General features: G+C 32.7%; 15 protein-coding genes. 13 read left to right on the top strand and 2 right to left on the bottom strand.

Annotation, left to right across the window (positions count from 1 at the left end):
* Positions 1 to 8 precede the first annotated feature (8 nt).
* From ABJM36_RS00330 to ABJM36_RS00275, 12 genes are all read left to right on the top strand, one after another.
* Complete coding sequence (locus tag ABJM36_RS00330) at positions 9 to 626, top strand: toxin-antitoxin system YwqK family antitoxin (RefSeq protein ID WP_348447995.1); 618 nt, start codon at positions 9 to 11, stop codon at positions 624 to 626.
* Positions 627 to 630: 4 nt separating this feature from the next.
* A complete protein-coding gene (locus ABJM36_RS00325) occupies positions 631 to 1,299 on the top strand; it encodes an SCO family protein (RefSeq protein ID WP_348447993.1) in 669 nt (222 codons plus the stop codon).
* Between the two features lie 13 nt (positions 1,300 to 1,312).
* Positions 1,313 to 2,086, top strand: a complete 774-nt coding sequence (locus ABJM36_RS00320; RefSeq protein WP_348447991.1) for a YHYH protein — start codon at positions 1,313 to 1,315, stop codon at positions 2,084 to 2,086.
* Positions 2,087 to 2,656 (top strand): hypothetical protein, encoded by a 570-nt coding sequence (locus ABJM36_RS00315; protein WP_348447989.1) that lies wholly within the window; start codon positions 2,087 to 2,089, stop codon positions 2,654 to 2,656. It abuts the gene before it with no gap.
* Between the two features lie 78 nt (positions 2,657 to 2,734).
* Positions 2,735 to 3,322, top strand: a complete 588-nt coding sequence (locus tag ABJM36_RS00310; RefSeq protein ID WP_348447987.1) for an SCO family protein — start codon at positions 2,735 to 2,737, stop codon at positions 3,320 to 3,322.
* Between the two features lie 115 nt (positions 3,323 to 3,437).
* Positions 3,438 to 4,523, top strand: coding sequence for an oxidoreductase (locus ABJM36_RS00305; RefSeq protein ID WP_348447985.1), 1,086 nt, complete (start codon positions 3,438 to 3,440; stop codon positions 4,521 to 4,523).
* Positions 4,524 to 4,925: 402 nt separating this feature from the next.
* On the top strand, positions 4,926 to 5,813 hold the full coding sequence (locus ABJM36_RS00300) for a hypothetical protein (protein WP_348447983.1): 888 nt from the start codon (positions 4,926 to 4,928) through the stop codon (positions 5,811 to 5,813).
* Between the two features lie 47 nt (positions 5,814 to 5,860).
* Positions 5,861 to 6,925 carry a substrate-binding domain-containing protein gene (locus tag ABJM36_RS00295; RefSeq protein ID WP_348447981.1) on the top strand — a complete coding sequence of 355 codons (1,065 nt, stop codon included), beginning with the start codon at positions 5,861 to 5,863 and terminating at the stop codon, positions 6,923 to 6,925.
* Positions 6,926 to 6,943: 18 nt separating this feature from the next.
* The gene (locus tag ABJM36_RS00290; RefSeq protein WP_348447979.1) at positions 6,944 to 8,467 is read left to right on the top strand and encodes a sugar ABC transporter ATP-binding protein; all 1,524 of its coding nucleotides are present in this window, start codon (positions 6,944 to 6,946) and stop codon (positions 8,465 to 8,467) included.
* Positions 8,468 to 8,495: 28 nt separating this feature from the next.
* A complete protein-coding gene (locus ABJM36_RS00285) occupies positions 8,496 to 9,464 on the top strand; it encodes an ABC transporter permease (protein WP_348447977.1) in 969 nt (322 codons plus the stop codon).
* A 13-nt stretch (positions 9,465 to 9,477) separates the two neighbouring features.
* Complete coding sequence (locus tag ABJM36_RS00280; protein WP_348447975.1) at positions 9,478 to 10,974, top strand: mannitol dehydrogenase family protein; 1,497 nt, start codon at positions 9,478 to 9,480, stop codon at positions 10,972 to 10,974.
* A 1-nt stretch (position 10,975) separates the two neighbouring features.
* Positions 10,976 to 11,857, top strand: coding sequence for a carbohydrate kinase (locus ABJM36_RS00275; protein ID WP_348447973.1), 882 nt, complete (start codon positions 10,976 to 10,978; stop codon positions 11,855 to 11,857).
* Between the two features lie 71 nt (positions 11,858 to 11,928).
* Here ABJM36_RS00275 and ABJM36_RS00270 read toward each other — a convergent pair whose 3' ends face one another.
* Positions 11,929 to 13,419 carry a mannitol dehydrogenase family protein gene (locus ABJM36_RS00270; RefSeq protein WP_348447971.1) on the bottom strand — a complete coding sequence of 497 codons (1,491 nt, stop codon included), beginning with the start codon at positions 13,417 to 13,419 and terminating at the stop codon, positions 11,929 to 11,931.
* A gap of 143 nt (positions 13,420 to 13,562) precedes the next feature.
* Here ABJM36_RS00270 and ABJM36_RS00265 point away from each other — a divergent pair, with 143 nt between their 5' ends.
* Positions 13,563 to 14,288: an NUDIX hydrolase gene (locus tag ABJM36_RS00265; RefSeq protein WP_348447969.1), complete on the top strand. Its 726-nt coding sequence runs from the start codon at positions 13,563 to 13,565 to the stop codon at positions 14,286 to 14,288.
* A 14-nt stretch (positions 14,289 to 14,302) separates the two neighbouring features.
* Here ABJM36_RS00265 and ABJM36_RS00260 read toward each other — a convergent pair.
* The coding region (locus tag ABJM36_RS00260) for a hypothetical protein (protein WP_348447967.1) at positions 14,303 to 14,620 on the bottom strand (318 nt) is incomplete at its 5' end.

Here is a 14,620-nt window from a genome sequence, read left to right as displayed (position 1 = left end):
TAAAAAATATGAAACCAATTTTTTTTTTAATACTTATTGTTTTTGCAATAACAGGTTGTAAAAAAACGTCATCGAGTAAAAGTCTTAATACGATTACTATAGAAGAGCAACCTATTGTTATAGAAAATGTTGAGGTGTTAAAAAATGAATTGGTTCTCAATGGAAATAAAGGTCAATGGTTTTATAAAGGTAAACCTTATAATGGATATTCTTTAAAGTATCATCCAAATGGCATTCTGGAAGAAAAATGGGGTTTTTATAATGGTAAGCGAGAAGGTGTTGCTAAACGTTGGACTAAAAATGAAGCCCTTCAATTAGAATCATTTTATAAAAATAATAGGTTAGACGGAGTCTATAAAACATGGTGGGAAAATGGTGTTTTGTCAGGTGAAACATATTACGAAAACGGTGTTAAACAGGGTGTTGAAAGAAAATGGTTTTCCAGTGGGCAATTGAATAAATTAAGACATTTTGTGGATGGTAAGGAACATGGTTTTCAAAAAGCGTGGTTAGCCAACGGTAAGCTATATGTTAACTATGAAGCCAAAAATGGTCGAATTTTTGGTTTGAGGAGAGCAAATTCATGTGTAAGATTAGAGGATGAAGTCGTTATTAGAAAAAAATAATTTTATGAAATACCTATGTATTATAGTAGTGCTAATTTTTACAAGTTGTAAGAAGGAGGCGAAAAAAGAAGCTAATAAGGTTGTTGAAAACAGTCGAGTAGATTATTTACCTTATTACAACGATGCCTCTTTTACACCACATTGGTTAACCCCAAATACAGAAGAAGAAAAAGCGTTTCATAAAATTCCAGACTTTTCATTAACAAATCAATTAGGAGAAACGGTTACTCAACATACGTTTGATAATAAAATATATATAACCGATTTCTTTTTTACCACTTGTCCCGGAATTTGTCCTAAAATGACAGGGAATATGGCAAAAGTTCAAGAGGAATTTAAAAATGAGAAGGATATCTTATTATTGTCGCATTCGGTAATGCCAAGTACAGATTCAGTTTCTGTTTTAAGCGCATATGCAAAAAATAATGATGTTATAGATGATAAATGGCATTTAGTAACAGGAGATAGAAATGAAATTTATACGCTTGGTAGAGATTATTATTTTGTTGAAAGTGATTTAGGAGAAGAAAAAAGTATTGAAGACTTTTTACATACAGAAAACTTTTTATTAATTGATAAGAATAAACATATTCGTGGTATATACAATGGGTTAAACCGTGCTTCGATAGCACAACTACTAACAGATACAAAAACATTATTGTTAGAAAATTAATTTTTTTTAAATTATGAATCACACAAAGTGCCTTTTAGTTTTGCCATTATTTTTAGTGTTTTTTCTTATAGCATGCTCAAGTAGTGATGATGCTTCTCAAACTTTGGAAGAAGAAGAAGTGATTGATGATTTTAATTACGATATATCTTCTATCCTTTCAAAGTTTGATGGTACCGGATTATCTTATGCTGTTAACGGGAATACAGTAACGTTTACAACTGCCGATTTACCAAATCATAAAAGTCCGTATTGGCCTGTAGATAATCCGCTTTATGAGGCTTATAATGGCACAAATTCAAATTGGCATAAAAACCCCAATGAAATTGCAGAGCAAAATATTGTGTTTACAATTACCTTAAATCCGGAGGAAGCTACTAATAAGGAAGCTACACCTCTCGGGCCTATAGGGATTTCAAGAAACGGTGTCGTGTTTTTTAATCAATACGCTGGTCCAGATCAACCATTAACTACTGAAATTAATTCGTTCGATCAATATTTAGGGCATCCAACAGGAGGCGATCAATATCATTACCATATCGAGCCCACTTATCTTACTCAGGAATTTGGAGAAGATGCTTTTTTAGGGTTATTGGCAGATGGATTTCCTGTTTATGGTCCTGTTGAAAATGACAAAACTATTGCCAATAGCGATTTAGATGCGTTTCACGGCCATACAAGTGCTACCGCAGATTTTCCTAATGGCATTTACCATTACCATATTACAAGCGAAGACCCTTATTTAAATGGTAATGGCTACTTTGGGCCCCCCGGAAATATATCGCGCTAATTGAAATTACCAATTGTACATATCGTTCTAATTGCCTTTATAACTTTTAGTTGTAGCCCAAATGCTAATTTACAAAATGTAAATGCTCAGGATGTGAATTTAAAGTTAGGTAATGGTGTTTTATTTTATAAAGACCTGCCTTTTACCGGATATTTAGTATCGTATTACGAACCTTTAAAGTTGAAGTCTAAAATTGAATATGTAGATGGAAAGAAACATGGTTCGGAAAACCAATGGTACATTAATGGCGATAAATCAATTGAGCGTTTTTATAAAAAAGGTTTTAAAACAGGGATTCATAATTCGTGGTGGAAAGATGGAACACCAAAGTTTGAATATCACTTTAATGAAAAAGGTAAATTTCATGGTGTTGTAAAGGAGTGGTATAAAAATTCACAGATTTTTAGAGACTTTAATTATGTTGAGGGAAAGGAAGTTGGACACCAACGTATGTGGAAAAATGATGGCACTATTAAGGCGAATTATGAAGTTGTAAATAACGAACGTTTTGGGTTAATAGGTTTAAAAAAATGTTATACAGTAACTGCTAATGAATACGGAATTAAATAATAATTCTGGTATAAATAGGAACTTTTTTAAGGTGCAATGAATTTTAAATATATAAGTGTACTAATCTTAATAATTTGTTTGTCTTGTAAAGAAGAACAAAAGAATAAATCTGTAGTATCGTTACCCTATTTTAATTCGGCTGATTTTACACCAAAATGGCACACTCCAAAGCATAAAATACCAGCGTTTTCATTTATAAACCAGAGCGGAGTGTCAATTACCAATAAGACCTACGAAGGTAAAATTTACATTGCCGATTTTTTCTTTACAAGCTGTCCTGGTATTTGCCCAAAGCTTACAAAAAACATGGCGGCAATTCAAGACATCTACATGGCAGATAAAGATATTATGCTCTTGTCGCATACGGTAATGCCATGGCGAGATTCTGTGCCATTGTTAAAAGCGTATGCAGAAAAATATCAAGTTAATCCAGAGAAATGGAACTTGGTAACTGGTAATAAAGAGGCGCTTTACCAAATAGCACGAACCGGCTATTTTGCAGATGAAGATTTTACTAAAACACAAGATGAAAGTAATTTTATCCATACAGAAAACTTTGTTTTAGTAGATAAACAAGGATATATACGAGGCGTTTACAACGGAACTTTAGAGGTTGAGGTAGAACGATTAAAGCGCCACATTAAGATTTTAAAACAAAAAGTTTGATTTGGTTAATAGTTCGAGGTTTTTCTCTCTAATGAAAAAAGCCTCGAGAGCATTTGTTTAAAAGCTTCGTGATTTATTCATGAAGCTTTTTTACTTTTATAGAAATTCGAAAATTATGAGGTGTTTTATTCTTTCATTTATAGGTGTTGTTTTATTCGTTTCCTGCGGAAAAAAGGAAACGTTTAAACCGAGAGATATTTCTATAGTTGAAATTGAGCATCTGATTCAAGATTCTACTTTGAATGTTAGGGCTATAGATTTAGTAAAACCAATTGGAAAATATGATTTTTGGAATTTAAACTATGCGGGAAGTAATAGAGTTGTGGGAGAATTTGTTCTTAATGAAGTTTTTGAAAAAAAAATAGAAAATAAAGGAAAGTTTTTATTTAGTCATGGAGATTCTTTGAATTATCATTTTAGGTCTATTGCAAATAATTCAAAAGCCACATTTGTTTTAAGTATTGGAAGTCCTGCTTTATTATTTAAGAAAGATAAGTTTAGTAATAAATTTAATATTGTCTACAAGGAAATCCACCCTAAAGCATTCTACGACTCTATGGCCTTCTGGAACGACCAAGAAGGAATTGCTATTGGAGATTCCACTGATGGATGTTTAAGTGTCATTATTACTAGAGACGGCGGTAATACTTGGAGAAAACTGTTTTGTGATGATTTACCACAAGGAGCGGAAAACGAAGGTGCTTTTGCTGCAAGCGATACCAATATTGCTATTGTTGGCAATAATACTTGGGTGGCAACAACTTCAGGGCGTGTTTATTATTCCCCGGATAAAGGTATAACATGGGACGTATTCAGTACACTAATAGTTAAGGGTAAAGAAACAGAAGGTATTTATTCTATTGATTTTTACGATGCATTAAACGGATTTGCTATTGGTGGCGACTATACCAACCCTGATGATAATGCTGCTAACAAAATAAGAACTCAAGATGGTGGCAAAACATGGCAATTGGTTGCTCAAAATCAAAATCCAGGATATAGAAGCTGTGTGCAGTATATTCCTAATGGAAAAGGAAAGGAATTGGTTGTGATTGGTTTTAAAGGTATTGATTATAGTAATGATTCTGGTAAATCATGGAAGCATTTAAGCGATGAAGGCTTTTATACCATTCGTTTTCTAAATGATTCAATAGCTTATGCTGCAGGTGTGGGTCGAATTTCTAAGTTAGTGTTTAGGTAAAGTCTTTCTATTTTAGTATATTAGTCCTACTGTGTTTTTAGGAATCAGATTACATAAAGAGTAGATCATATTTTAGGTGTGAGGTCTTAAAATTATTCGTGATTTTTAAATTTAAAGAATCCTAATCCTATAATAAAATGCTTCTTTATTTTCGATATCGATATTTTATATGTATTTTTTTTGTTAAAATTTCAAAATTATTTTTTAAACGTAATAAGTACGTTAAAGCCTTTGTTTATACGGTTTTCTAAGCTTGTTTTTGTTGGTTTTAAGGTGTAATGTGTTCTTTTTTAAACTGTTGTTGTTTAAATATATTTGGAGATTAACATTCAATTATTATATATTTGCACAAGAAACGTATAAAGTACGTTTATTAAAAAAACTAAACTAAATATTGAAATTATGAAATCACCACTTCAAAACACTAGGCTAAATCTGCCTACTTCGGTTTTTAATTCAGAACAATCAAAATTTAACAAAACGCGCATTATTCAATTAATAGGGCTTTGTATTCTATTTTTAGGATTTAATACAGTTACTGCTCAAGATGAAAATAACGACGACGATTACAAGGCGTTTACAGCTGGAGCACATTTAAAAAACATGCATTTATGGCATGGTTTTGTAGTGCACCCTGGTGCTATGTTAGCTACTAACTTAGAGTATAACTCTAGAAATAAAAAATTCACTTTTGGTTTATGGGGTGGAGCTAGTTTAACAACAATTGATGTTGTAAATAAAAATACTGGAGAAAATGTAGCAGCTCATTACCAAGAGTTTTCATTGTATACTAAATACCGTTTTTCCGATAAGTTTTTTATAGAGGCAGTGACACATAATAACTATACAGGTGTTGAAGAACGTGGCGATGTACTGCATTATTGGAGTTATGATAAAACTCAAGGTTATAATTTTGTCGATATTAATTTCGGGTATAACATTTCACCTAATACTTTATTGTATTTCGCTACTATAGTTGGAGGTGGTTCTGGTGACTATGAAGTTCAAGTTGACGGTTCGTTTGAAGATTCATGGACGCATTATTTTGAGGTTACCAGTAAAGTTTGGGAAAAAGAAGATGCTAACTTATCTCTATTTGCTGGTGGGGCTTGGTCATTTATAACGGATAAAACGTTTTATACTGAAGGCGCAGGAAACCTCATTAATGTAGGAGCTACCTATAGTGATAAAATTAAATTAGGTAAACACAAATTACCTGTAGGTGTTACCGCCATGTGGAATCCTGAAAAGGAAAAGACTGTACTTCAGGTAGATATTACTATTTTTTAGTATTTTAAATGAACTATTAACTAAATTAAGATATAAATCCATTTATTATGAAAACAAAAAACATGACATCCGTTTTAAGGCAAATTGTTAAACCCTTATTTGTATTAACCTTATTATTTAATCTTTCAAGTTGTGTAGATCAAGGTGCATCTACCCAAGCCGATGTAAATAGTGCAGAGGATACTAGTGCAAAAGTAGAAAGCGAAATAGATTTAACAGGAAAGAAAATAGGATACGCTACACCCTCTTTAAACGCGCCATATTACCAAGCCTTATTACAAAGTATTAAAGCTAGTACCGAAAAAAATGGAATGGTATTTTTATCTGCCGATGGTCAAGATGATATTAATAAACAAGTTGCAGCTGTAGAGGACTTAATAACCAAAGGAGTTGATGCTTTATTATTAAACCCAAAAGATCCTGATGCCTTAGTAGGTGTAACAAAAGTGGCTAAGGCTGCTGGTATTCCTGTTTTTATTATTGATAGCTCTATTGATTCTTCAGCAGAGTACGTAACCACTATTCAATCTAATAATTTAGCAAATGGAGAATTAGCAGGCGAGTGGCTGGTTCAAAAAATGGGAAATACTAAAATGAATATTGCTTTATTAAGTGGTAATGCAGGAAATCCTGTAGGAAGAACGAGAAAGCAAGGATTATTACAGGGTATTACTGAAGAGCAATTAAGAACGCAAGGGAAAATTGATTTAAATGTAAAAACTCAGGCATATACAGATTGGTCATACGCTGGTGGTTTAAAAGCTATGGAAGATATTTTAGTAGCACACCCAGATATTAATGTCGTAATTACAGAATCTGATGTTTGTGTATTAGGAGCTATAAAAGCAATAGAACAAGCTGGTAAAACAGACGATATTTTAATTGTTGCTGGTGCCGACGGACAAAAAGAAGCCATTAAGTATATTATGGATACTGATTTTTACGGGTGTACTGCAATGAATAGTCCGGTGCAAATTGGAAAAAATGCTGTAGAATATGCCATTCAATACATGAATGGAAAAAGAGATTTTAAGAAAACGTCATTCACAGCACCATTATTAATTACAAAAGAAAATGCTGCTAAGTATTACGATCCTAAAGCCTTATTTTAATCTTTAAAATTCATTTATATGAAAACTTCAGAAAGTGAATACAGATTAGAAATGACCGGAATATCAAAAAGTTTCGGTGTAGTTTCTGTACTTGAAAATGTAAACCTAAAAGTAAAGCCTGGAGAAATCCACGCTTTACTTGGAGAAAATGGAGCAGGAAAATCTACGTTAATCAAAATTTTAAGTGGCGTACACCAAAAAGATTCTGGTAAGGTAGTTTTAGATGGTGAGGAAATTAGCCCTAAAAATACCCACGATGGTCAGGTTTTAGGTATTAGTGTAGTGTTTCAAGAATTATCCTTAGTTAACGATTTATCAGTAGCCGAAAATATTTATTTACACAAATTAGGTTCTAGTAAATTTTGGATGAATTGGAAAGAGATTACTAAAAATGCTCAAGATTTAATTGATTCTTTAGGATTTGAAATTGATGCTTCTGCTCGAGTTAGAGATTTAAGTATCGTTCAAAAACAAGTTGTTGAAATTGCTAAGGCGTTATCAGAAGATACTAAGGTTTTAGTATTAGATGAGCCCACAACGGTTTTCGATCCAACAGATACAAAAAAGTTATTTGACAACCTTTTTAAACTTAGGGATAAAGGTATTTCTATTATTTATATTTCCCATCACTTGGATGAGATCTTTAAAATTGCAGATTCTGTAACTGTGCTTAGAGATGGTGTGGACACAGGAAGTATGGCTGTAGCAGATACGGATACCGATGGGGTAATTCGATTAATGATTGGTAGAGAATTAAAAGATTTATATCCAACTCGCGATGTTGAAATTGGTAATGTCCCTGTTTTTGAAGTTAAAAATTTAACGGCTAAAGATACCTTAGTTCACGATGTTTCATTTTCGGTACGCCCAGGAGAAGTTCTAGGAATTGCTGGTTTAGGCGGAAGTGGAAGAACGGAAACTGCTAAACTAATTTTTGGTGCACATAAAAAGAAATCGGGAACTTTAATTTTAAACGGTAAGGAAATAAAAACCAATACACCTGTTTGTGCTGTTGGGCACCAAATTGGTTTTGTTTCAGAAGATAGAAAAGAAGATGGTGTGTTTTTACCACTATCTATCAGACGAAATATTAGCGTTACTAATTTCTCTGGTATTTCAGGTAAATTAGGGTTTATAAATGTTGGTAATGAATATAAAAATGTATTAGGATTAATTGAAAAATTAAATATTAAAGCACCAAGTTCTGAAGTTGATGTTAAAAACCTAAGTGGAGGAAATCAGCAAAAAGTAGCCCTAGCTAAATGGCTAAGTATTGATAGTAAAGTTATTTTTATTGACGAGCCAACCCGTGGTGTTGATGTTGGTGCTAAAATTGAAATTTACAACCTAATTAACGAAGTTGCCAAAAAAGGTGTTGGGGTTGTTGTTATTTCATCAGATATGCCTGAAATCATGGGAATTTCAGATCGCATCTTAGTAATGCATCAAGGGACATTTTACGGCGAATTATCAAAAGAAGAATTTTCCGAAGAAAACATATTACGCTATTCTATTGGCGAAAAACTTAAACAAGTAGTCTAACAAAGCTATAACAAAAAACAAAAAAACAATGGCATTAACAATAAAACAACAACTAAGTACCCCAGGAGGTTTACTTAAGTTTCTCGTAAAACATAATACAATTTTCATTTTTATATTGCTGGTTGTATTTTCAGCATTTATTTCCGATGTGTTTTTTACATCAACAAACCTTTCAAACTTATTAAAGCAAGTATCTGGAATAGGTATTATTAGTATTGGCATGTTGCTTGTAATTCTAACAGGAGGTATCGATTTATCTGTAGGTTCCATGGTGGCATTATTGGCAGTAACCTTTGCAATATTGGTTAACATAGTAATATTACCAATAGCTATTTTGTTAACTATAATTATAGGTTTTGGTTTAGGTAGTGTTTCTGGTTATCTCGTGGCCTATCAAAAAATGGCTCCGTTTGTCGCTACTTTGGCTTTAATGACTATTGCAAGAGGCTTAGGGTTTATTTATTCTAAAGGGTCTCCAATTACATTTAAAACTCCGGGCGGTGAATTCATGTCTAATTTTGCAAATAATTCTACATTAGGTATTCCAAATATTGCAATTGTGTTCTTTTTAATTGTCATTTTAGCAATGGTTTTATTGCGTTACAATGTGTTTGGAAGATTAATTATTGCTATTGGTAGTAACGAAGAAGCTTCTCGCTTATCTGGTATAAAAGTTAATAAATATAAATTTTTAGTCTATGCAATTTCTGGAGCTTTAGCAGCAACCGCAGCTGTAATTGTGGCTTCTAGAACCAACTTAGGATCACCAAATATGGGAATGGCTTGGGAACTTGACGCTATTGCTGCAGTAGTAATTGGTGGCGCAAGTTTAAATGGCGGAAAAGGTACAGCTATAAATACGCTTATGGGTGTGCTTATATTGGGGTTAATTGGTAATATTTTAAATCTTTTAAATGTACCATCATATCCACAGCAAGTAGTTAAAGGAGCAATTATCATTTTTGCCGTATTACTTCAGCGTTTCGAAAGCAAATAAAAAAAAAGAAAAAATGACAACATATAAATTAAACAACTTAAACTTAGATAAGTTTAAGGAGGTAGCGTCTATTCCTAAATATAACAGGGATACTATAAAAACAGGCATTGTACATGTTGGTATTGGAGGGTTTCATAGAGCACATGAAGCCTTATATACAGATGAATTACTTCATAACGAAACAGTTAAGGATTGGGGTATTTGTGGAGTGGCTTTGTTAGATTTTGATACTAAAATATATAATACTTTAAAAGATCAAGATGGGCTTTACACTTTGGTTGTTAAAGAATTGGATGGGACACTTTCTAAACGTATTATTGGATCGATTGTAGAAGTGTTATATGCGCCAGAAAATCCTTTGAACGTTATAGAAAAAATGGCGAGTCCAGAAGTTAAAATAGTATCACTTACTATTACTGAAGGTGGTTATAACTACAACGAGGGTACAGGCGAATTCAATTTTGAAAATCCATTAATTCAACATGATTTGGAGCATTCAGAATCTCCAAAAACCATATTTGGTTATTTAACACAAGCCCTAAAACTTCGAAAAGAAAATGGTTTAAAAGGCATTACTATTCAGTCTTGCGACAACATTCAGGGTAATGGAGACATGACCAAGAAAATGCTAATGAGTTATATTGAAGTGGCAGAACCAGAATTAGTAACTTGGGTAGCTTCTAATGTATCCTTCCCTAATGCCATGGTAGACCGTATTACCCCAGCAACAAGTCCTTTGGATATTTCAATCCTAAAAGATACAACAGGTATTGATGATGCGTGGCCTGTAGTTTGTGAGCCATTTAAGCAATGGGTAATCGAAGATGATTTTATTGCAGGACGACCAGCTTGGGAAAAAGTAGGCGCACAATTTGTAAAGGATGTTGAGCCTTTTGAAAAAATGAAGCTTCAATTACTTAACGCAGGACATTCTGTTTTAGGAATATTGGGAGCTTTAATGGGGTTTGATACGATTGACGAAGTTGCTAATAATTCTAATGTTAATAGCTTTTTACGGGCTTATATGAGGTATGAGGTGGCACCTGTACTTAGTGATTTAAACGGTGTAGATCTAGAAGCTTATGAGGCCTCATTGCTAGAGCGTTTCGGGAATATTTATATTAAAGATCAAATTGATAGAATTTGCAGTGAAAGTTCGGCTAAATTCCCAATTTTTGTTTTACCAACTATAAATTCACAGTTAAAACAAAACGGTCATATTGAACATGCTGCTTTTGTGGTTGCTGCTTGGGCTATTTATAGTTTAGGGCAGGATAAAAATGGAAAGGCCTTATTAATTAAAGATGCCATGCAAGTTGAATTAAATGAAAAGGCTATTGCATCAAAAAATAATCCGGTTGCTTTTTTAGAAATCGAATCTATTTTTGGAAAGCTAAAAGATTCTAAGCTTTTTGTTGAAGCCTATACTAAAGCATATCAAGATATTTCACAAAAGGGTGTTGAAAATTGCGTTTTAGAAATTAATTCTAATTTGAAAAACAATAATTAAGATGGCAAATATTACATGTTTTGGGGAGGTGTTATGGGATGTTTTTCCAACCCATAAAAAGATTGGAGGAGCACCTTTAAATGTGGCAGCTAGACTACAGGATTTTAACAATACGGTTTCTATGATTAGTCGTGTAGGTGAAGATAAAAAAGGCCGTAAAATTTTAAAGTTTTTAAACGCAAAGGGTGTTAATACAGAAGGTGTTCAAATTGATAAAACTTATAAAACAGGGAAGGTAAAGGTGGTTTTGGATGCTGAAGGGTGCGCATCATACGACATTATGTTTCCTCGAGCATGGGATAAAATAGAGTCTACAAATAAGGTACAATCCATTGTTAAAGAATCTGACGCTTTTGTTTTTGGAAGTCTGGTGGCTCGTGATAATACGTCTAGAGAAACGCTTTATGACCTTTTAAAATTAGCAAAGTATAAAATTTTCGATGTGAATTTAAGGGCGCCTTATTACAAAATGGAAGTGTTGTGGTATTTAATAAATCAGGCCGATTTTGTTAAATTTAATGACGATGAGATTTTAGAAATAGCGAATGATTTAGCTCCAGAATCACAATCTTTAGAGGAAATTATATTGTTTATTGCCAAGGAAACTAAATCGAAAACTATTTGTGTAACCAAAGGTGGTAAGGGTGCTATATTGTATTATCAAGATACGTTTTATTACAACAGTGGTTACAAGGTAAATGTGGTAGATACTGTGGGGGCTGGCGATTCTTTTTTAGCTTCAATTATAACTAAATTGTTGGATAATACAGCGCCTCAAGATGCTTTAAATTATGCTTGTGCTGTAGGTGCTATAGTGGCAAGTAGAGAAGGAGCTAACCCAGAAATTAAACAAGAGGATATTGATAAAATGGTTCGCTCCTAAGAGTTTGTTTTTTGTTAATAGTGTTAAAAGCTTCATGTAAATATTCATGAAGCTTTTTTCTGTTTTTACATCTAGAGTAAATTGTTGTTAAAGTGATTCACACTTTCTTTAATGCTGTGCTTTCTTAAATGATTTAGGTAATGAAGATATTTGTTAGTAAAAACGGAGTTGCTGCTTAAGCCTTTAAATACCGATTCTATTTCTAAAAATTTAATAGGATTTTGTTGTGAAAATGCAGCCATTCTAATTAACGTGTTACTAATAGAGTCTACAATATTATATGCATAGCCTAAATCGTTAATGCCATCATTGTATTTACACCAGGCTGCGATAATAAATGCAATATGATTTATTGAATTGTTTTCTGAAAGTTGAATTTTTAAAGTGGATAATATAAAAATTGGAATTTTGGCAGAGCTTTCACTACAAATCCTAGACAGGCTATCATTAATGTTAGGGTTTTTAAACCTGGAAATTAATGTGCTTTTATAGTCCTTGAACGTCATATTTTCTGCATCAACTAACGTGGGTGCAACTTCTAGATGCATATAGGATTTTAAAAATTGAATAAAAACCTCGTCGTTTGCAGCTTCATGTACGGTTTTGTAACCATGTAAAGTTCCTAATATGCCTAAAATACTATGGCCGGCATTTAAAAGTTGCAACTTCATGTTTTGATATGGTTCTATGTTTGTAACAAACTGCACGCCAACTTTTTCCCAGTTTGGTTTGGTTTCAAAAAAATTATCCTCAATAACCCAATTCGTAAAAGGTTCGCAAACCACTGGCCATTGGTCTTCAACTAAAAAATTACTTTTTAATATATTAATATCTTTATGTAATGTTGTTGGGGTAATACGATCTACCATTGTATTGGGGAATGTGGTATTCGCTTTTAGCCAAGGTAAAAGGTTAGGTTCGTTTTTTTCTACATAGTTTAAAAACGAATGTCTCATAGTATCGCCGTTGTTTTTTATATTGTCGCACGATAAGATAGTGCAACCGGAAATACCGCGAAGCTTTCTAAGTTTAAAGGCTTGTGTTAAATAACCAAAAACGGTTTTAGGACTAAAAGGATTTACGACCTCTTCGGCTACTGCAGGATGTTTTTGGTTAAACTCCCCTGTAATTTCATTTAAATGATAACCATCTTCAGCAATAGTAAGTGATATTATTTTAATATCGGGGTTTGCTAATCGTTCTATAACGGCCATTGGGTTTTCTGGGCCAAAAAAATATTCTACAATTGCACCAATAATCTTTGGTTTTTGCAAGCCTGTTGGTGTTTTTGTAATTAAAGTATAAAGGCCATCTTGGTCTTTTAAAACATTGTAGGTTTTACGGTCGGAGTCTAAGAGGTCAATTCCGCAAATTCCAAAATTTAAAGCCTGATGTTTTTCAATTAATTCATTAATGTAATACGCTTGGTGTGCTCGGTGGAAATTGCTTACTCCAATATGTGCAATACTAGTTGTTATTTGATCGCGATCAAATAATGGAATGGATGCATTCTCCTTTATGGCATCCAGGTTTTCCATATTTAAAAATAAAGAATTGGGCATTTTATTATGGTGTTACAAGCGTTGTTTTTATTTCTTTTTAAAATTACATAAAAAATTAATGAAATACGTTGAATTTTTACGGTTTCATTGTATATTAACAGTGCAAAGTAGTTGAATTTTAATGCCCTCTTTTTTAATTGTAAATGGATTTTAGGAAGCGTGATAATGTATCTGTAGATTGTGTGATTTTTGGTTTAGACACCGATGGTTTAAATGTTTTATTGCACAAACGTACACTTAATATGTTTAATGATGATTATCCTGTTATTGACGATTGGGTTATTTGTGGTGGACGTGTTTATATTAGTAAAACTTTAGAGGCTTCGGCAAATATCATTTTTCAAAGTAGTACAGGATATAATGTTTTTAATAGAACCCAGTTTCGTACCTATGGAAATCCTTCACGAATAAAATCTGATAAAGATTTATTATGGGTGCGTAGTCATGGCGTTAAAACCCAGTCTATGACTATTGCTTATTATTTTGCCCAGCCCAAAGATTGTATTGTGGTTAATGAAAAGCATTTTAAATGGTTTCCTATTAAAGACTTGCCAGAGTTAGGTTTTGATCATAGTAAGATTATTAAAGATGCACATGAAGATCTTAAGAAAAAAATTATGGTAGAGCCTATAATTTTTGATTTAATGTCTGATAAGTTTACGTTAAATGAATTGCAATTTGCTTTTGAATCTATTTTAGATATTGAGTTGGATAATCGTAATTTTAGGAAGAAAGTATTAAAGAAAATATATATTGTTCCGTTGAATGAAACTAAAAAAGGTAATGCCAAAAAGCCGTCTAAATTATATGTGTTTAGTAGAGAGGTTTATGATAAGGTTTCCGAAAAGGATTTTATAGTTAATGTATAAAAAAAAGAGAATCATTAGTGATCCTCTTTTTTTCGTTTTTTATATTCTTCTAACATTTTCTGCTTAAAATCATCTTCAGCTATTTTTAAAAGTATTATTTTTTTTGGTGATAATATCTTAGTAAGCTGTTTTGAAAACTCCATTCTTGCATTGTGTTTGTCGACTTCTGCTTTTTCAAGTCGAGTAATTAACTCGTTAGCCTTTTTATCGGTTAAGGTATCTAAGCTTTCTCGTATTTCTTTACGAATTTCTCTAGATTCGATATATCTAATGGCATAATGTTGTTTTTCGTAAGCGTTATAAACCGGCCAAAATTGTTGAGCCTCCTTTTC

It is taken from the genome of Algibacter sp. (assembly GCF_039977455.1).
Taxonomy (GTDB): domain Bacteria; phylum Bacteroidota; class Bacteroidia; order Flavobacteriales; family Flavobacteriaceae; genus Algibacter_B.
The sequence above is the reverse complement of the archived record's forward strand: the minus strand, read 5'-3'. Positions and strand labels throughout refer to the sequence as shown.